Raw genomic sequence first — 22,338 nt, forward strand, 5'->3', positions numbered from 1 at the left:
CGTCGATCAACTCCCTCGTCCCGCCGTCGCCAGCCCAGGGTGGGCCTGCTGGAGGTGCTCGAGCCCCGGATCATGCTCGCCGGCGACGCGCAGTTGCTTGTGCAGGACGTGCTGCTGCCGGTTAGTCCGGCTGCCGTGTCTCAGCAGGCGTCGACTGCATCGGGGCAAGCGGGGGGTGAGCAGGGTGGCTCGCTCTCCAGCGACCTCGCGCTGCTCTCTGGCGACGGCCTGAGGCAGGAGGTCGACACCGACGCGGCGATGCTGGTCGTGGAGCCAGGGCAGGTCCTGGTGGGGAGCGGCGCTTTTGGTGGCGCGGTGCTCAACGAGGGCTCCGTGTCTCCTGGTCACTCGCCTGGCACGAACGCCTACCCGTCCTACACCCAGGCATCATCGGGTACGCTTCGGATCGAGATTGCGGGGGCTGCGACGGCTGGCGTTGACTACGATCAGGTCGCGGTGGAGGGCGCTGCCGATCTCGATGGCGCGTTGGAACTGCGCCTCCTCAACGGCTTTGTGCCGACGGCGGGCGACGTCTTCAACATTCTGACCTACGGTAGCAGGACCGGAACGTTTGCTTCGATCGCTGGCATCTACGCCGGCGATGGAATGGCGTTTACGACGCGCTATGATGCGGCCGGTCTCAGTCTCACTGCGGTCGCGCTCCCCGGTGGCATCGACTTCAGCTTCTCGGAGTCTGCAAAGGCCGACACGCTCGCAGTACTCCTTACATCCCCTGGGGCCGCTGGCTCTGTCACGGCTTTAGGCTGGTTTGCCGCAGGAGGGCTACGGCTTACCGGTGATGTTACGGTTGATGTCGCTTGGGATGTGGCTAACTCCGTTGCTATCGTCGGCGTGGCTGCGAGCAGCACTACCGTTGCGCTTGCCCATTCGCCTTCCAGCCCGCTGTTGACTGCTGCGAACGGGGTCTTGCGTGTCAGTGGCGCCGATGTCGCAGCAAGCTTTACTGGCGCGGTTGTCGCAGCGACCCTTCCCGGCGCGACCGCCAGCGGTTCTGACGTACGACTGGATGTGAACACCGCGAGCGTTGCAGTCAATGAGACCGTCACAGTTGGTAGTTTCACCACTGCCCTGGCTCTGACCGCCAGTCTTGCGCCGACTCTGACCGGAACCCTGGCCATTGACCTGGGGGACTCGATCCTTAGCGGGGCGATGTCCATCGCCTACGATGCCGTCGACAGCACGTGGCGCGGCACTGTCGGAAGCGCCGGCACCTTCGATGTGGCGGGCCGTCTCCGCCTCTCCGGCTTGTCCGGTGCGACTGTTGGCGTGTCGACACCCGCCGCGAGCTTCATGCTCGCTTCCACCAGCGCCAACACGTTCGACATCAAGGGCACTGGATCGGTCATCGGGGGCACAGGCCTCTCGATTACGGGTACGTTCACGGCCGCTGCCGATGGAGCGAGTCTGAACGGCGACGCGACTATCACGGCTGACGGCCTGCCCCGCATCTATGCGGCGGTGTCGATCTGGTCGCAGTCCGGACTGCTGCGTATCTCTGGCAGTGGCGTCTATGCCGACATTTACTCTGACGTGGATCCCTCAAGCCTTGTCGGCAGGTTTGCCGCGGGCAGCATTGCAATGACCCTCGTCGGCACCGGCTATGCGGCCCGGGCCGTTGGGACCTATACGGCAGCCACTGGAAACACATCGGAACCGGCAACGCTCGAAGCGAACACGACCGGCGCCAGCCTAAGCGCAACGACTGCGACAACGAATCTGCCGGTTGATCTCAGTTTTGCAACGGCATCAAGAATTTCCCGCATCAAGGTGGATGCGTCTTCTGCGGCATTCAGTGCGGCCTTCATGACATCGCTGCGTGCCGCGGCCCTGAAGCTCGAGGTAGTCGCCCTCGGGGCAGAGGTAACCTACACGACGACAACGTCGAACCTCGGCGTCACAACCACAGCGACGACCGGCGCCGCCGATCTGGAAGGCGATCTCACTGACCTGAATGCGTTGGGTGAGGCGCTCGACGGGCTGGGCTACAATCTGAACCAGTTGCTGCACGCCAGCGATGTGCTGCATCTGGGCCGCTACATTGAACGCTACCTGCGGCCAGCTCTCGGAATGGTTGCCATCGCGGATGACACAATCCCGCTTGGCGACGCCGTCCCGACGATGGCGGGCCTGATCGCGTATCTGGAAACTAACTGGCGCCCGACGACGGAAGATGTCGGCGCGGATGCGCTTTCGGTGGTGATTGACGGCCGCGGCTACGGGTTGGACCTGCAGACGGCGGCGGTGCGCAGCGAGACGGTCAGCATCGCCGCGCAGGAGGCACTTCTCGCCCTCGGGGTCAGCCTCGATGCCGCACCAAGCACGACATTGGCTGTCCGCGGTGACATCCGCCTCGGCATTGGGTGGTCCGGAAGCACAGCATCGTTCCGCCTGGACGACTTTGCTTATGACATCAGCGCCAATGCAACCGGGCTCTCTACGACCGGCCGCTATGGCGCCTTGGGTATCGATGTCACTGGCGCAACCGCGGCGGTAAGCCTGGTTGGTGACGTCGCCATCGTGTCTGATGTCGTCACGGTCAGCCCGACAATCAACTCGATTGCGGTCAACCTGCCAATCTCCGCCTCCCTCGCTGGCGTGAGCGTGACGGCAGGGTATACGCCCACCATCGCCCTCGCGGGTACGCCGGTCGGCGGCGGAGTTGTCTCTGCCTCGGCGAGCGACTTCGCCCCGCTAGCAGGCTTCCGCAGTCTGGCGGTCGCCGATGCGACGAACGCGCTGCTCCGCCTCGCGAATGGTCTCGATACAACGCTGGAGTCGGCGGCGCTCAAGACCGCACTGCCCTACGTAGCAGGAACGCTCGCTTCCGGGGTCGATCTCGGCGGCGCCTGGCAGACTTCCGTTCTGGATACGATAGATTTCCGCAAGCCCCGCGTTGATCGCATCAGTGGCTCCGCCGCCAATGGAAACGGCGCGGCCATCTCGCTGGGGACTGTGGCGGTAGACCTGAATGGTGTCGCGCTGACCGAAGCGAAGAACATCAACGTACTGACCATCTCGGCCGCCGGGCGCGACATCAGCAGCGGCGCGGTCGCCTCCGCGACAGCCCTCTTCACGGCTCCCCTGATCGGCAAGCAGGTCAGCCTGTACACGAGTGCTGGTGCCCTTGTCGGCACCTACACCATCTCCGATGTCGACGTGACCGGAGCCGACGCCGGCTACCGACTGGAACTTGCGGGTTCCGTGACGGCAGCGACCGGTCTGACCTACGTCGTGCACGACGTCCGCCAGGCATTGTCTACGCTGCAGGACTGGATCGCGGCGGTGAACGCCGGCACGCCATTCGGTAGCGGATCGATCTCGTATAACAACACCACACGACAACTCACCCTTCCATTTGTCATCGATACCACAACCACGACAGATACGATCGCTCTCGACCTGGACCTTGGCAGCGATGACCTGAGCCTCAGGACCGGTGACCGGGCCACGATCACAACGACGGTGTCGGGCACGGCGACCCAGGTCATTGACATATCGGGCGCGGTCCTGTCCGGCACGGGCTCGATCGTGGCCGGAAGCGATACCTTCACGACGTCCAGCGACATCTTCACCAACGCCATGCGGGCGTTGCCGACTGCCAGCAGCGATGGACTCTCCTATTCGACGGGTAAGCCTCCGAAGTGGGAGGTTGCCGTTGGGTCAGAAATCTACCTGATCGAATCGGTTGACTGGCCTTATCAGCTAAACCTCACTCTGCCCACGTCATCCACCGGGGCGCTGACGTCGGATGTTGCCCTCCGCCTTCGCGTCGGCTTGTCGAACTTCGCTGTCCAGACCGACATTCTGCTGAGTGCGGCGAACACGTATTCCAACGTCGGTTTGGGCTCCATCGCCGCGCAACTGCTCGAAGCGATGGCGGGTGCGACATGGACCGTCGTCGATCGCACGCCTGGCGCGCCCGATCTTGGCTCGACCTACAGCTTCGACGCAGCGAGCCCGGACCTGACCGTGTCCGTCGTCAATGGCAAAGTCCAGTTCCAGGGGCCCAACAGCTTCTCGATATCGAAGGCATCGACGGAAGCCGCGCTGGATACGGCAACAGTAGTCACTGCGACGCATGTAACAACGCGGACTGTGGTTCTCGATCGCGCCGCCAACACAACCGCCAGCGCGTTCACCCTTCGCAAGTCGACCTTTGGCGTCAGCGCGCTGAACTTCAGCGGAAGCATCACCACGGCCGCGCAGAATTTCTATGTTGCCGGCAACTACGGCTTCATTGGCATTGAAGCCGGCGGGACGGGCACTGGTACGAGCCTGGCGGGCACAACAACATTCTCGGTCGCGCTCGACCTCGGCGGTGCGGCCATGCTGGACCCGTCGGCGTTTGCCGTCGATGCGGACACGGGCCTCGTCTCGGGCCTTACATTCAGCCGAAGCGGCAGCGGCGAAGTCCGGATCGGTGGCATCGAGTTCGCCGCGGGCTTCGATGCGGGTCAGACGTTTGGCGGCCAGGCACAATTCGTCGGCTTCGCGCCGACCCTCGACGACACTACCCCCACCGTCGTCACGCAAGATCTTTCGCTCTCGCCGGTGCTGGCGACACTTGTATCCGATGGCAAGGCGGTCGCGGGGACCCGCGTGAGCGTTCTCCCGTCTCTGTCCGATGGCTTGTGGTGGTATTCTGAACTGGCTTACGCCGACATCGCCGCGGCGGTTTCGGAGGGCGCGACTGCCATCGCGGATGCGCTGTCCGCACAGCCATTCTACACCCAAAATCTGCCGGGTCTCTCTCGCTCCATTCAGACACTGACTGGCTTCGCCACGGAGATCGCCGCGGGCGGCGCGAGCGCGTTGACTGGCACGGCAACAACAATCCAGGCGGCCGCCGCTGCTGTTGCCAGCGCCTTCGGACTGAGCACGTCCGCGGTGAGCATGACGCTGGAAGGCGCCACGCTTCGGATCCGGTTGAGCCTCTCCGATACCTTCAGTGAAGACTATGGCTTCTCCCTGAACGTTGCGACACTGAAGGATCTGGCGAAGAGCACGTCGACGGGTCTTGATGGCATTGCCGCGCTGGTCGATCGAAGCGGCAATTCCGACACGATGGCGTTCAGTGCCGCGATCACAACGACGATCGATGTTGGTCTTTCGCTGAGCCAGCCGAACCGAGTTAGCGAGAGTGTGCTCACCCCGAGCACTGCGGTCGCTTTTGCAACCGACAGTGCCGTTGTCACAAATGCCCAGTACGCCTCCCTTGTTACTGCTCTCGCCGCTGCTTTGCCGTCTTCGCTGAAGGACGGCATGATACTTCAGGCGACGGTAGCCGGCCTTCGCACGTCTGCCGAGAGCACAACGATCGGGACGTCGCGTCAGGCCGCTCTGCGTGGTCTCGCCGATGATCTGACGACGTCGCTTGGCATTGAAGTAGAACTCATCGAGGGTGATCTGGCCACGGTCGCGAATCTCGCGACTGCCAATGTGTTGAGCGCCGTCACGCTGGTGACTCCGAACCGGATCATTGCCGTCTATGAAGGCGGAACGAAGCGGGTTGGGGAGAGTACGCTCACCCCGAGCACTGCGGTCTCCTTCGCAACGGGTAGCGCGAACGTCGAAGACGCCCTTTACGATTCCCTCGTCACGTCTCTTGCCGCCGTCCTGCCTGGCACCCTAGAATCCGGCTCGCGCTTGCAGGCGACAGTTGCCGGCTATCGGACTGCCGCGGAGGCGACCGGCGTCGACGCGTCTCGCCAGGCGGCCCTGCGCGCCCTTGCTGACAGGTTGTCGACGTCACTCGGCATCGAGGTCGAACTTTTTGCGGGCGACCTCAGCACGGTAGCGAGCTTGGCCAGCGCCAACGTCCTGAGCGACGTCACTCTGCTGCGTCCGAACGGTGCCGCAGCCGGCACGACCACGACGCTGGACATGTCCCTTCGCGGGACTGGCCTAAAGATGAAGTTCTTCGCCGGTGGCATTCACATGCACACCGACACCGGCTACCTCGTGATCGATGGAGACGGCCTCACCTCCACGACGAGCGACAAGGCATCGCTGACCGTCGCGATCAACTCTTCCACCGGCAACAGCTACAATCCCGCCGTCGATACGCTGGCCACTTCAACCAGCGCGACCGTCTCGGGGAAGCTGTCCGCCAACTTGCCGCTGATCCTGGAACTGAGCGGCTCTGCCGATACGGGTGCCGGGACCCTGATTGCTGCGACACCCACGAACACACTGGGCACCTTCTTCTCCGAGATGGCAGGCGCCACCATCACTGGTAATGCACTGACGCTGACCGTTCCGGATGTGACCGGGACCTTCGCCACGATGGGTGGCGACACCAGCATCATGTCGGTCATCAAGGATGTGCAGGAATTCAAGGACAGCCTGAAGTACAGTCTGGATGCGGTGTATGAGGCGCTCTACGCCACTGTCCCCCAGGAACTCTACATGCTGGAGGGGACGGCAACAAAGTCCGTTGAATGGTTTTCGCAGCTCAGCGAACGCCTGGCGACAGCCATCGCGAATGTGACGTCTGAGGGGGACATCGTCCTCGCCTTCCGCAATGCTATCTACGGCGCCTTCGCACCCACTGCGGGCACCTGGGCCGTCCTGCAGGACACCTATACCTCGACAGGCACAGCCAGTTCATCCTCGACCGTCGATGCGAACGATGTCTACGTCAGCTGGCGTAAGGAAGACGGCACCCTGTTGCAGCAGTGGGCGCCGGGAACAACGACCGATCCGGCGTTGGCGGACGCGCTTCAGTTCAATCTCAAACTGAAGGGCACCTTCTACATCACCGATAGCGGCATGTCGCTGAAGCTCAATGCGGGCGACTTCAAGATCGACATCCCCCTCGGTGCCTATGAGGAGAAGAACGGCATTCCGCTGAAGGATGCGGACGGCCATGCCGTTGACAAGTCGACCTGGACGAATGGCGGTTTCGCGGTCCAGGTCGAGTGGGCCTACAACATGGGCTTCGGCATCAGCAAGACGAGTGGCTTCTACCTGGCGACCGCGCCAGTGACGCAATCCGGTGGCGTGAATGTCTATGCGCCGGAGATCACGTCGAAGCTGACCGCCTATCTGGATGGCTCACCGGCCGACCCGGCGGCGGCAAGCACCTACAAGGCCTTCGGGCCCATGAACATCTTCCAGGCCTATGTGGAAGACAGCAAGCCCAAGGGCGCCACGACGGCCAGTAACGTGACGATGAACGTCAAGCTCGATCTGGTCGGTGGCGCCAAGAACCGCCTGACGCTTGATGATCTGTTCAGTGTCACGCAGGCGTCGATCTACGACGCGGTTGAGGCTGTTGAGGCCCCGTATCTGCTGAACGGCATCACCTCCAAGGCCAACGGTACCCAGACCACCAGCTTCATCACGAGCTTCGTCGACGCACAGATCGACATCGACCTCGATGCAACGCTGAAGCTCTACATGGGCAAGGCGCCGAATGGCAACTGGTATGAACCCGTTAGCGCAACGACGAACATCAGCATCTTCTGGGGCTTCCAACAGGGAGTAAACTACAAGATCCCAACCGTGGATCTCACGGACTTCACCGTCGATGCGGGGGCGATCGCGGACTTCCTGGTCGCCTTCACGGCGCCCATCACCATCGTCCTCGCGCCTGTCTACGCCGCGATCTATCCCTTCCTGCTCCCCATTCCAGCGCTCAGCATCCTCACGGGCACACCCGAACCCTGCGTCGGCGATATCATCAACATCTTGCTCTACATACAGGGCAAGGAACTGATTCCGATGGCGTATCTGAAGGCGGTGAACTACGCCTATCAGATCTGCGCCGAGCTGACCAAGATGGCGTTGGACCCCAACGAGAAGTACAATCTCGGCTCCCTCAAGGACATCGCCAACCCCGCTGGTCATGAAGTTGTCTACGGCGTGCCGGACATCAAGGAAGGTGTTCGCGGCATGCAGACCATGGGGTCCCTGAAGCTTGGCGCGGCCGCTGCTGGTACGAAGCTCGCGACAGGGCTTCAGTTCACCTATCTGCTGAGCATCGACGCCTGGTACGACATGATGGTCGGTAATGCGACCGACCTGGTGACGCTGGATCTGCCGCAGATCGGCTATCCCTACGTCAACCCCGAGAACCCCTACGACATCAAGACGCTCGACATGGATCCGATCCTGTTGGCGCAGTTGAACTACGGCGTCCTGAACTTCAAGATCGAGGCGGTCGTCAAGCTTGCCCTCGCCATCGATATCAGCTTCGGATTCGACACCAGCGGTATCCAGAAGGCGATGGAAACCGGCAACCCGGCCTGGTTCCTGGATGGCTTCTATGTCGGGGACTACACGGTCGATCAGCTTTCCGGCAGTGGCGCCATCGTGCGGAACACCGGGGGCAAGGAGAAGCCGGAAGCGTATGTTAAGCTGGGCGTCGGCCTGCAGGCCAGCGCCGGCGTCGGCCTCATCTCCGGCGGCTTCGAAGGGCTTATCGAATTCGGCGGCAATTTCGACCTGCACGATATCGCGACGCCGAAACTGTTCTTCGACGGTCTTGGCCGGACGATTGGCGCGGAACCGGAGACGTTTGCCGGCGGGAACACGGTCGGAAACCTCAATCTCTACTACAATAGCGGTAGTAACGACTACGATGAGGAGCAGGACGGCAAGCTGCATCCCAGCGAGATGTGGGCGCTGTTGAGCTATACGGGGCCCGGCGCAGCCGGACCCTTCAACCTCTTCGACCTCTACATCACCGTCGACTTCGTGGTGAACCTGTTCGTCAAGGCCGAGAATCCCTTCACGGGGAAGGACATGACGATTGCGGAGCTGGAGATCCTCCGCATCAACCTGTTGAACATTCCGTTCTGGACAGCGCCGGATATGCAGCCGACGCTTGGCTACGTCGGGACGAATGCATACGGCGTTTCAAATGGAATCCTGACGCTCAATGCCGGCTCGCGGGCCGGGCAGCGTGAGCGCCTCGACAAGGATGACGATGGCGAGACGTGGGAGATCTTCACGCCAAAGGATAACTCAGACCTGACCACGGTCGTGCTCAACAAGACGTGGATTTGGACGTACCGGGATATCACCCGCATCGTTGTCGACCTTGGCAAAGGCGATGACTATTTCGACGCGCAGCGGCTTTCGAGCGACGTTGCCGTCTCCATCACCGGTGGTTCGGGTGACGATACCATCATGGCGGGCGTTGGCCGCTCTGGCGGCTACTACTTCATCGATGGTGGCGACGGTGGTGACCGCATCGACGCCAGCCTGGCAACGATCGCGACTACGCTGATCGGTGGCATCGGCAACGATACCATCTATGGCGGCAGTGCGGCGGATACGATCGAGGCTGGCGCGGGTAGCGACAAGATCATCGCCGCAGGGGGCGCTGATACCATCTCGAGCGGTACGGGAGACGACCGAATCTCCGGCGGCGACGGCGCGGATACATTCGTCCTCGGCGACTCGTTCGGCGCGACTCTGATCACCGACCGGGTCGGTCTCAGCACGTTGAACTTCTCCTCCATGACCAATGCGCTTGGCGTGAAGGTCTCCGGCCTGGGTCTATCTGCTTCCTCTCAGCGGACCGATGGCACTATCGACGTCCTGCGTGCGCCAGGTCTGCTGGTCAGCCAGATCGGTTTTGGCACTGGCAATGACACGCTTCGGGCCAGCGTCTTCCCCTCTCGCAGCATTACCGTCACCGATGTCGGAGGCAACGACGACTACTACTTCCTGCTGGGCACAGCGGCCAGCGCTGCGACAGCCGGCTCCTTCGGCATTACGGACAGCCAGGGCAGCTTCGACGAGGTTCAGGTCGAACAGCGTCGTTCGGTGGACGTCATTCGGCTCGGTTCCGGCTCCGTTGTGAACGGGCGGGAGTCCATCAGTTACAACAACCTCGTCGAGCGTCTCACCCTCCTCGGCAAGACCGCGCTCTACAGCGCAACGGACATCACCTCCTTCGGTACCAACGTCACTTTCCGTGCGCTGACTGATGCCGGAACGATCGATCTCGGGACGACCGGGTTGCGCGTCATTGCGAACTCGGTATCGCAGGGGGCGGAAGTTATCGCGGCGCATGTGATCATTCAGACGCTAGCGACGATCGAGGTGAATTACGACATTACAGCGCTGAGCGACGGATACATCGACTTCGCCACCTTCGGCGACGACGCGGACGTGCCGGACATCGCGTTGAACGCGGATCTCTATGTGTCGTCCACGTCGTCGAAGGGCGGGGCCGGCTCCGGCTGGGTGCGCCTGCAGACCGCCCGCGGTTCCATCACCAGCACGGCCACGAGTTCGATCAACGCTTCGGGCAGCCATCTTACCATGGCCGCCTTCGGCGACATCGGCAGTTCTTCCGTCAAGATGACGACAGACGTTGCCAGCGCCTCGATCTTCACGGCGGCGGATGGCACGGGTTCGGTGTTTGTGTCGGAGGCCGATAGCCTCACCCTGCGCTCAGACGCTACTCTCACGACCGTCGAGAATGGCGGCTTCGTCATTGGCAGCGCCACTCTCCAGGGACACTGGGAGAGTGCGGTCACCTGGGCCGCCTCCGTCACGCAGGCTTGGAAGAACATCCTCTCGAACAACTACGTGCTGTCCGGCGCCGTCATGGTCGCGGGCGGCTTGACGACAAGCCTGCGCGGCAACAACGCCCTGTTGCTGGCAAACGATACGGTTACAGCGGGCGACGACATTCTTCTCGAAGCGGATGACCTCGATCTGCATGCCGGCGCGCGTAGCTTGCTCGGCACGGACACGCTGACCATCCGGACGATGCATACCACGCAGGCTTATGCGATCGGCACGGCCGCGGAGGCGCTGTCTGGGACGGAGGTCCTCGCAGAGGTAACGGACCGCGACGACTACCTGGAACTCTCTTCGCGCGATCTCACCGCGATCGGGACCGGCTTCAGCACGCTCATTGTCGGGCGTTCCGCGACTGCCGGGACGATGTATCTCGGCGACGTCAAGGATTCGACGCTGTCGAAGATGTCTTCGACCGTTCGGGCGTCGGGATCCAATATCGCGGCTTCCGATCTCGCCGCCTTCCGCAACACAACGCGACTGCTGGCCGACACGATTCAGGTCCAGGGCGATGTTCAGGCGCCGGCGGACAGCCTGACGCTGGAGGCGCGTATCCTCCAGGTGAACACCAAGAACTGGCACGATCCGAATGGAACACCGGATTCCGGCGCTTCGGCGGATACCCTCGTGATGCAAGTCAGCGAACAGGCGGTGGTCAGCGGGTGGCTGAAGGGCAGTTCGGCGCTGACGGTCAACGTGACGGCCAGCACCGGCGTGAACGCGCTGGAGAGCCCGGACTACGGGGCCCTCAGCCTGGCCGTCGACACGACGGGTCTTCTGGAGGCTGTGGCTGCCGGCGCGGCCCTGAACGTTACAGTTAGTGATGCGGTGGAAATCCGCGGCATCATGAAACTCGGTGGCGCCAATGGCTCGCTGGTGCTGAAGGCGGGTGGCCCGGTCATCGTGGATCGCGGTGGCACCGTCTATGCGCGTGGGGCCAACACCTCGATCACGCTGGAATCGACCGGCGATGTCCTGGCGGTGGCTAGCGGTGGCGCCATCAGTGGCGGCATCGCCTACACGACGGTGGGGAGTGATCAGATCCCCGGCGTGACCGGTGCCAATGCCTCCATCAGCCTGATCAGCGCAAAGGCGATGCGCGTCGATGGTGCGATCGTCGCCAGCGACAGCCTGACGGTCTCTGCCGGGGATGGTGTGCGCGCTGACGCGTCATATGGCGCTGTCGCGAACCTCGACCTTCACCCGGCCTACGGCATCTTCAACCAGGCGGGCTACTTCAGCCAACTCGCGACGGTGATGTCGACCCACTACCTCGCCAACTACAGCGAGGGCTACGGGCTGCTTGTAACCGGTACGTTGAGCGTGCTTGCCGACAACTCGACCATTGACCTGCACGCCGAGAAGGCGGTGATCCTGCGCGCCAATGTGAGCACGCCTGGTGCGAGTTCGGAGATCGTTCTTCGTTCCGCTGGGTTGATGTTTGTTGAAGGGTACCTCAACGCCACCAAGGGCATCACTATCAGTGGTGGGTACACCGCGGGTGGCGTTGCGGTCTCTTCCGGCGGGTATGACGCCAACGGCACCAGCGTTGCGTTCGGGCCCGCGAGCCGACTGTGGACGACGGAATCTGGCAGCAAGATCCTCGTCAAGGGGCGCGGCGACGTCGTGGTCGATGCGGACATGCTGGCGGGCGGGACAGTTGGCGTCTCTGGCGCTACCTGGACCGGGAGCGGTGCGGATATTGAGATCATCGCCGGTGAAAGGATTGATGTAGAATCAGTTCTGCAGGCGAGCGGTGACATCAGCATTGCCGCCGGTGATGACGGATCCGATGATTCGGGCATGGCGCTGGTCACGGGGATTGCCTCCAGCATCGCGGCAGCGGGGCGTGGTTATGGCGCCACGGGCAGCACCGTCACGCTTGCAGCGGACGGCGCCATTGAGATTGCTGGGCGCGTTGTGTCCGGCGCGACACGCCAGTTGGTGGCGGGCGAAGCCACAACGGTGTGGACTACCGGCTGGGGCGGCACTTCCTCGATCAGCGTTGATGGCGAGGACGTGGTGGTCCTAGGCGGCACGACGACGGTCAATCTCGCTGAAGTCGAAGTCGGCGCGACGCTTGAAGCAGCGGATACCATCACGGTGACGTCCGGCGCGAATAGCGCCGGCATTGGCGTCCACGTCTATGCCGCGACCGTCGCGGTAGCGAACAATGCGGATGGCACGATTGTCATCGGTGCCGGTGGCGACGCCTATATCAGCGGCGTGCTGGTTGCCGGCGGTACGGTCACCAATGAACTCGATGCGTCGGGGGACTACCTCGGTCGTTCCTTCACCTATGGTGACGGCGACTCGTCGATCTCGATCAGCTCTGGCGCGCAGGTAAGGCTGGCGCAGTCGCTGACCGCTGGCGCCTCCATTGCCATCACGGGTGGCGTTGATCCGCTCGTCGGGTCAGATTCCTATACCGGAAACGCGATCCTCCTCGAGGGGTCTGTCCGCCTGCAGACCACGCAGGACAACAGCAGCATCAGCCTTGAATCCCAAGGCGCGATCCGCGTCTTCGCACCCGCTGCGACCTATGAGCTGACGGGCACTGGTTGGCCGGTGACGGCTGATGGGCGCCTCACCAGCGATGCTACGCTGCGCATCGCAATTGACCATGGGAACTATACTGCCCAGGCGGATGTCGTCGTTTCTGTCTCGAACACGGCAACCAACACGTCGACAGCCGATCTGGTCGCAGACCTCAACACGGCCCTGCGCACAGCGGCGTGGACCATATCCGCCACGAATGGCCGCCCCACGGATCCCGTGCTCGGGGCCGTCCACCCCTTCGGCACCCAAACCCTGGAACTCGAGGCCGCGCTGCTCGAGGGGCACATCAAGCTGCGTGGGCCGTACTCCTTCTCCATTCTCTCGGGCAGTACGAATGAGTCGCTGCTTGGCTTTGACGCGACGCCAATGATCGAGGCCGCCGAAGCCTTCGCAATCAACGCTCAAGGCGACAACTCAAGCGTCAAGATCGATTCGACGCTGCTGAGCGCGTCCACCTCCCAAAGCCGCCTCGTGCACATCTCTGGCATGATCGGTGCTGAGGCGAAGATCGAGATTGAGGCAGGCGAGGAGGGCTTGCTGCTTGCCGCAGCCGGGGCCCTCGACGTCCGTGCCGGTAGTTTGTCAGTCGATGCCGGTGCCCAGGGCGCCATCAGCGGGCGCCTGAGCGCGGCTGGCGCTGGCAACGACGTTACCATCACGGGGACCGGGCAGCTCACGCTGAACGGCGAAGTCTCCGCCAACAACAACATCACGATCGATGTGGCGCAGGGCAGCGGCACTGGTTTGACCATCGCTGCCACCGCGGATCTCCACACGACGTCTGGCGGCACGATCTCCATCGAAGCCGATGGCAACATCGCTCTCAACAGCAGCATTGGCGAGGATAGCACGGGTCTGACGGCCATCACGGTCACGTCCACGGCGGGCGCTGTCACACTCGATACGACAACAGGCCGCATCGTGACCGATGGTGCGGTGGCGATCGCGGGCGTCGATGTCACGCTCAATGGTGTTGTCACGACGACGGCAATCGGCGCCGCGAATGCGCCGGCGCTGGCGGTCGAGGCCACCACGGGTGACCTTGCCATATACGGCACGGTGACGGCCAGTTCGGGCACGATGGATGTCTCGGCGGGCGACATGCTCACCATTGCCGGCGGCATGGTGACGGCCAATACCATTGAAGCCGATGCCAACGTCATCCGGATCGGGACGTCCAGCCTTTCGGGCATCGTCCTCGCGACCTCGAGTGTTGACCTCAGCGCGACTGACGAGCTCACGGTTGCCGCCGGCGGTGTTGTTCTTTCCTCCGGCACTGGTTCGAGCATCACGCTTGATGCTGGTATGATGGCGATCCGCGGTGATGTGAATGCCGGCGCGACCCTCACTAGCGGGAACGTCGTGACCGCCGGCACTGATGCGACGTTGACGATCAATGGTAGCGGACTGACCATTGGTCTGACCGACGCGGGCGCCGATTTGACGCCCGGCGCCGCCATCCGCGCGACGGGGACGATCACGATCGACCTGTCGGCCGGCAGCGGCGACATCACCATGGGCGACACCAGTGAGATCGCCATCATTCAGGATGGCAGCTCGCTTGCTGGCGCGATTACGATCGAGGGCGGTGCGGACATCACGCTTCGCGGCACGATCCAGACAGAGGGCAGCCTCGGCAGCCTGACTGTCGATGCCGCCGGCTTGCTGGATGTCGGCGCTGTGATCGACGCCGGCGCTTCGATCACCCTGGGTGGTGGTGCCGACGCCGATGGCGCTGGCCTGACAGTCAGGGCGCTGACCCTGCAGACGAACGCCGCCGGCCAGAACATCGACGTGGCCGGCAATGCCGTCAACGCGGACGGCCTGATCGTCAATTCGGCCGGCGTGCTCATGCTCGACGCCAACGGAGCGGTCCAGGAGGGCGGCCTGCTGACGCGCGTGAGCGGCGCATCGCTCAATGTCGGTTCCGCCGGCACGATCGCGCTGGCGGCTACCGGCACTCTCACCATTAATGGCGAGATCGGCCCGATCTATCGCGAGAACGGTGTCGTCAAGGTCCGCCCCGCATCCGTCGATATCGACGGTGCCGCCGAGGTGGTGATCGCAGGCAACGTCTATGCGCGCAGCACGATCACGGTCAGCGGCACGGATGTGACTCTTTCGGCCGACACCAGCCTGCGGGCCCGGGATTCCGTTGGCACCGTTGCGATCGATGCCTCCGGTCTTGTGACGCTCGCGGCCGATTCCTACCTGGCCGCGCCGGGTGGCATCTCCATTGCCGGCAACACGCTGGATCTGGCCGGTGTGGTCGACAGTGGCGGCCGCCTGCTGACCAATTCGGGCGGCAATACGACCGTCACGGGTTCGCTGGACGCCGATGGGGCGATCGATGCCCGCGCTGGCGTCGATCTGTCCTTGTCGGATGCGGTGCTGCAGGGAACGCTGACGACGACTGATCTGTCCGGCGGCAACATCATCATCGAGGAAGGGGGTGCGCTCTCCGCGTCCGGGGCGCTCACCCTGCTCGCGGGCGGTTCGGTCACCGTGGATTCCGGTGTGGTGAATGCGGGAAACCATCTCCGCACCGCCTACAGCCTGACTCCGCAGAGCCAGGTTGTTTCCGTCGTGACTGGCACTTCGCTGGTCGCTTCGGGCACTGTCACCCAGCAACAGACGGTGTGGGAAACCACCGTTGTGACGGAACAGATCGGCACCGAAAGCGTCAAGATCGGTTCCGAATACTATACGATGAACGTCACCCTGACCCAGACGGGATACTGGAACGGCAGGATCTTCCGCGAGTTCTTCGTCCAGGGCACAGATTACAACAACGTTTCCGGCACGAACACCGTAGCCTGGTCCGCCTACAACCTGGCCGCGCCCGCCGCGAAGGCAACCTTCGGCCAGCTGACCGATGCGCAGCGGTCCGCCGTGCTGGATACGCTGGGCTACAAGCCGCTCTACCAGTTCACCTACAGCAACTACACGCTGCAGCGGACGGTCGATGGTGTCACAACCTCCACTGCGGCGGTGCCGACTTGGTCCGGTGCCGTGCAGCGCACGATCGCATCCCCGCTGCCGGGCTGGGAGGGCATCTATATCAAGCTGCCCGATGGCGCTTCGGACGATCTTCTGCGCGTCATCAGCCAGGGCGAGACGGCCCGCGCGCAGGAAACCGTCGGCCGCTACCAGGACAGCGCCAAGGTCAAGTACACGCAGGACAAGACCACGCTGGTCGACTACGTCACCAACAAGCGCACGATCCACAATGCGGCCGCCAGCGCCGTGGTGGATGACCAGGACAACAGCCCCGCCCGATGGACGGTTTCCTATGTCAGTGGCGGCACGCGGACCTATGAGGTCTATGACGGGCGAGAGGGGACGTCCGCGGTCGCCCAGACCGCCACGCCGCTCTGGACCGTCGAAGCGAACAACAGCACCAGCAAGACGGATACCGGCACGGGCCGGAACGTCATCGCGACGCAGACCTACCTTGACACGACCCTGAGCACGACGGGCCAGACCTCTGCCGGCACTACGTACGTCGGACAGGCGGGCTACGATCCCCATGCGACCAGCGTGGACACCAGCGCGTATGGCGATTGGCAGTATCAGTGGGGCAACTGGGACAAGGTCGGTGGCGACCGGGACGAATGGAGTTGGAGTCGCGACTGGTATGTTGGGAACCGCCATTGGCAGAGCATGCGCGAGTCGGACCGTAAGGGTACCGCGGGCTCGTACAACTACTATGTCAAGGAATCAAAGCGTTATCAGGACTGGAATACCTCCGACAGATGGGATGCCGGCTGGGTCGCGGAGACGATGCAGCACTACAACTACAACTGGAAGTCGACCTGGAACACGATCACTGATACGCGCTTGACCATGAACTTCGCCGCGGTGACGAAGCCGACGGATGTCATGGCGGATCGGCCGGTCTACGCGACGTTTGAACGCCAGAACGCGACGGTGCAATCCTACGAGAGCACCGCCTACACGCAGCAGACGACAACGTCTGACCGCACGGTGACGCGACTGCTGCGCGTTTCGGATGACAGCAGCGTCGCCTTCGGTGCCTTCAGTGGCACCGCCATTTCCGGCCAGTCCGTCACCATCGGCGCCGGGGCCGATGTGTCGGTCTACGGCACTGTGGAGGCGACGGCCGGTACCCTTGCCATCACGGCGGGTGACGATATTGGTGTGACCGGCAAGCTGCCGGACGGCACGACCGCGGCGGATACCGACGCGGCCATCTCCTCCTTGACCGCGACCAGCACCATCACGCTGACCGCTGGCGATGCGGCGACGCTGGGCGCCTCCTCCTCCGTCTCCGTTACCGGTGTCGCTGGCACTGTGGCGGTGACGGCCGATGGCGCGATCGAACTCGGCGGCACTGTCGCGACAGGCGGTGGCGCAGTGGCCCTTCTCGCAGGCCAGGGCGCGGATGGTGCTGGTTCCGTGACCGGCACGGTCGGTACGTCCATCTCGGCAGGTGCTGTCAGCCTCACCGCCGGCGGTACCTTAGGCGACATCGACACGAATGGCGCGCGGATTACGGCGGCGGGTACGCTGACCCTGACTGCGGCGGCCGGATCCGTGAGCGCCGAGGGCGACGCGGTCTCCGCAACGTCCCTGTCGGCGACGGCAGCGAACGACCTGACGGTGACCATCGATGCGGCAAGCGCCAGCGCGACGGTGACCGGCAGCGGGGCCATCACGCTGACGGCGCGCGACGCGATCAATGTCGTGACGGCGGAATCGGCGTCGGGAGCCGTCTCGATCGAGACGATGGACAGCACCACGGCGCTGGCGCTTGGCAGCATCAAGGGTACGACCGTCACGCTGACAGCGGCGGGTACGCTGAGCCAGAATGACGGCGGCCTGGTGACGGGGACGGACCTTGTCGTGCTGGCCGCGGGCGGCATCGATCTTGATACGAAGGTTGCCAGTATCGACCTGCTGGCGGCGGCGAGCGGGGCAATCACGGTCAACAACACCCGCTCCGCCGGCCTTACTGTCACGCGCGCGGCGGCGACCGATGGTGACATCACCATCAGCAATACCGGCAGCATCGCCGTCCGCCTTGTCTCAGCCGGGACGGAAGACAGTGATGTCTCGCTGACATCGACCACCGGCGCCATTGCGGTGACGGGGACGGAGACGAGCACCGTTACCGGCGCCTCCGTCACCCTCGCCGCGGCAACTGGCATCACCGGCCTCGTTCTTGCGACCGATGAAGTCACCGCGACCACGACGGGCGGTAACATCAGCCTGTCCATCGACCCGCCGACGGGTACGACGTCCGTCACGCTGCACGATGCGACGAGCGGCGCTGGCAATGTCACCGTCACCACCAATGAGTCCCTGACGGTGGAGCACGCCAGCGCCGGTGGGTCTTCCGGTGCGCTCGTGCTGACGGCGTCCGGCGACCTTCTCATTGCCGATGGCAGCGGTTCCGGTGTGAGCGGCGGCTACTCTCTGGCACTGGATGCCGGCGGAACGCTTCTGATTGAAGGGACGGCGGACGCCGCCAACACGGTGACGTTCACGAGCGGCAACGCGTTCATCCTGCCGACCAGCGCATCGTATCAGGCGCTCAACATGGTCATCGACTCCGACGCCAACGTGGTGATCGACGAGACCGTGACCATGGGGGGAAGCAGCTTCGAGGTCCGGTCTGGTGGTAACATCACCATCAACGCGCCGATCGTGAATGGCAGTGGCCAGGCGATATCCGCGCTGACTCTCGCAACCAGCGCCGCGGTTGGCCAGACCGTGCAGACGCGGGACGCCGATACGGGCGACGTGATTTATGTTGGGACCAGCGGCGCGACCTATCGGAAGGATGCGACCGGCTTCTATCAGATCAAGCGCAACGGCCTCTATATCCACCGTGGGATCGAGTTCGACGGCAGCGGCGGATCAACGGCGGGCACCTTCCTGACCAATTCGGCCGAGGCCGCGGGAAGCGATACGTCCGGGATCGCCATCTATACCTCGACAGGCACCCTGATTAGCGACAGCACCAGACGCTCCCGGATTGTGATCGGCGGGCTGCAACGGGACTACGTGAGCAGCACGGCATTGGCCGACAACGCCACCGTCGCGACCCATACCGAATACAGCAGCATCGTCACCCTCGATGCCGGGTCGCTGGTGCCCGCCTCGGTCGACATCAGCGCGCTGGGCGCTGATGGCCAGGTCTACCTGACAGCAACCGGCAGCCTTGATCTGGACAAGGTCGGCATCACGGCGACCGGCGCGGCCGTCATCGATGCTGGTGGCACGGTGACCAATGCCTTGAACGGTACGGCCAACCTGGCGCTCAAGACCTTGTCGGTTGGCTCGCTCACGGTCTCGGCTGGCAGCAAGATCGATCTGCGTGGAGCCCTGACGGACTCGGCGAGCGACGTCTCCCTCAACCTCTCATCCGCCGGCAATGTGAAGTTCAGGGACACTTCCGCGACAGCCGCGCGGACGGTGGCGCTCGACGTCGATATGAAGTCGGGTGTGCTCTACGTGTCGACGCGCGGTACGCTCGCCGTCGGCTCCGCCGTGATGGACAATGACGTCGCCAACAACAGCGCCACGCTTCAGGGCGTAGCCGGCGTCACCATCGATCTGGTTGACGCCGGCTACAACAACGGCGTCGTGGAGGTCCTCACCTCGGCTTATCTGTATGAAGCATCACCAGACGACGTCTCCGTCGACGTTCGCTCCTACAGCTTCACGGCGCAGAGCTTGAACGACGACAGCCACCTGAATGGCCTCGAGTTCTATAGCAAGACCGCGCCGGTGGCGTCTGGCAGCGTGGACAAGGTGGTGACGGTCCAGGCAGGTGGGAGCATCTTTGGTAACTATGCGGGCATCGTCGATGTCACCGCGCTGGGCGATCTCACCATCGGTAGCGATCTGAGTGCCGGCGTTTCCATCACGATCGTTGCCAGCGGCACCGTCTACATCTCGGATAACCTGTCAGCCTATGACCTGCTGACCATTACCGCGACCAATATCGTCTTCACCAGCGGTGGCATCTCGACAAACGGCTACAGCAGCTCGCTGACCAGCACGGTTGGCGACATCACCATGAGCAACGGGACGTCGATCGATGTCGGCGCCGCGACGCTGACGGTCCATGCGGCGGATGACGCGACACTGTCGGACCTGACCGGCGGCACCATCACGATCACAACCGGCGGCGATGTTTCGACGCTGCTTGGCTCGACCATCTCGGCGGCAATCCTCTCGATCGATGCGGGCGGCGCGGTCGGCTCCGTGGCGCAGGCTCTGGTTGTGGACGCCGAGACAATCAGCAGCATCACCTCCCATGGGAATGTGACGCTTGATCTGACGGGGGCTGTATCGATTGGCACTGTCACCACATATGGCGGCAGCCTGGTGGTGGATGCGGATGACGGGGTGACCCTCACCTCGACCGTCACGGTGGGCAGCGCCGATATCGACGCCGCTGGTGGGTCGTTTGAAATGGACGGCGGTTCCAGCGTCACTGCCGGCTCAGGCGCGGTCACGCTCTCTGCGGCCGGTGACATGACACTCGCCGATGTCACGGGCGGCACGGTGTCGTTGACCTCGGCGGGCGTTATCGCCAGGCAGTCGAGCTCCTCTGACATTTCCGCCAGCACCTCTCTTGCCATCGATGCTGGGGGTGATGTCGGTACCAGCGCGGCCCCGCTCGAGGTTGCGACACCGAGCATCGTCTCTGCCGATGTCACGGGTGACATGACCCTTTCGATCACGGGCGCCACGACCATGGCGGCACTCGCGGTCGATGGAGCGATGACGGTCGAAAGCACGGCCGGGGTGACGTTGAGCGGCACCAATGCCGTCGGCTCCGCGGATATCACGACGAACTCCGGCAACGTGACCATGACGGCGTTGTCCACGCTGAATGCGGGTGGCGGCACGGTCAGCATCGACGCCAACGGCGCCGCCAGCCTTCATGCTGTCACCGGCGGATCGGTCGATGTCACGGCTCGCAGCGGCGCGATCAGCAGTGTGGGCTCAGGCTTGGCGATTAACGCCACGACTCTGACTCTCGATGCCGACACATCGGTGGGCGCCTTGGGCAACGCTCTTCGGGTGTCGGCAGGGGCGATCACATCGGTTGATGCGGGTGGTGCGGCACGGCTTGATGTCACGGGATCGACGATCATCGGCCGCGTGACGGCAACCGGCATCATCGATGTCGACGCCACCGGCACCATCTCGATGACTGGCGCGCTGAGTGGTGTGGGCATCACCATCGACAGCACCGGCGGTGGCGTCACGATGGGCTCCGGCTCGACGATCAACGCCGGAGCCGGCGACGTCACTCTGCAGGCGACCGGCAATGTGACGGTTGCCACGGTCACGGGCGATGATGTGGTGCTGAACAGCAGCGGTGGGTCGCTGTTGAGCAGCCCATCGGGCGCGGCGAATGTCTCCGCGAATACCTTGAATGGTAGCGTCAGTGGATCGGTGGGTTCTGGCACATCTGCACCCATCGTAGTGGCCGTGAACTCAATTGGTTCCCTCACGGCAGGCGGGTTGCTGGCTGTGGAGTCAACCACGGCCATATCGATTGGAACACTGTCGGGCGTCGGTGCTGTGAGCCTTGAGGCGGGCGCGGCAGTGACCCTGACCGGAAGCATCTCCGGTGAGGGGCTGGCCATCACGACGACAGGCGCGGGCTCCGCGGGTGATTTCACGATGACGAGCAGCGCTTCGCTCGATGCCGGGGATAGCCAGGCAGAGATTATCGTCAGCGGGAATACGACGATTGCGACCCTGGCTTCCACGGCGGACGTCACGCTGGACGCCGGGGGCAATATCATCGCCATCGGCAGCAACTCGCTCATCTCGGGTAGTGTGCTGTACATCTCGGCTGATGGAAGCATTGGCTCGAACTCGAAGGCCGTCGCCATCGAGGCTCCCGTCATCTCTGCGTTCAGCGCGGGATCCGACATCGACGCGACCTTCACCGGGGCGACGACTCTTCAAGGCGGCGACGCGGGCGGCAGCATCGATGTCAGCGCCGATGCGGCACTGGCGATCACCGACATGGTGCAGTCGACTGGTGCGCAGAACATCTCGGCCGCTAGTGTGGCCTTCGTTGTTGGCGCCACCACTGGCAGCCTTCAGCTCAACGGGGCGGCGGCTGTCAGTGTTACGGCGACTGCGGGCGACGTCACGATGGATGACGGGGCAACCCTGATCTCGACATCCGGCAACATCGGGGTCGACGCCTCCGGCAGC

1 protein-coding gene is annotated in these 22,338 nt (G+C 63.5%); it reads left to right on the forward strand.

Translation table 11 applies throughout. The features are described 5' to 3' along the window. Positions 1-72: 72 nt before the first annotated feature. Positions 73-22,338, forward strand: a 22,266-nt coding sequence (locus BM041_RS28650) for a hypothetical protein (protein ID WP_139226226.1), incomplete at its 3' end; no start/stop codon positions are given.

Origin of the sequence: Falsiroseomonas stagni DSM 19981 (assembly GCF_900114315.1) — a bacterium.
In the GTDB taxonomy this organism is placed as follows: Bacteria; Pseudomonadota; Alphaproteobacteria; order Acetobacterales; family Acetobacteraceae; genus Falsiroseomonas; species Falsiroseomonas stagni.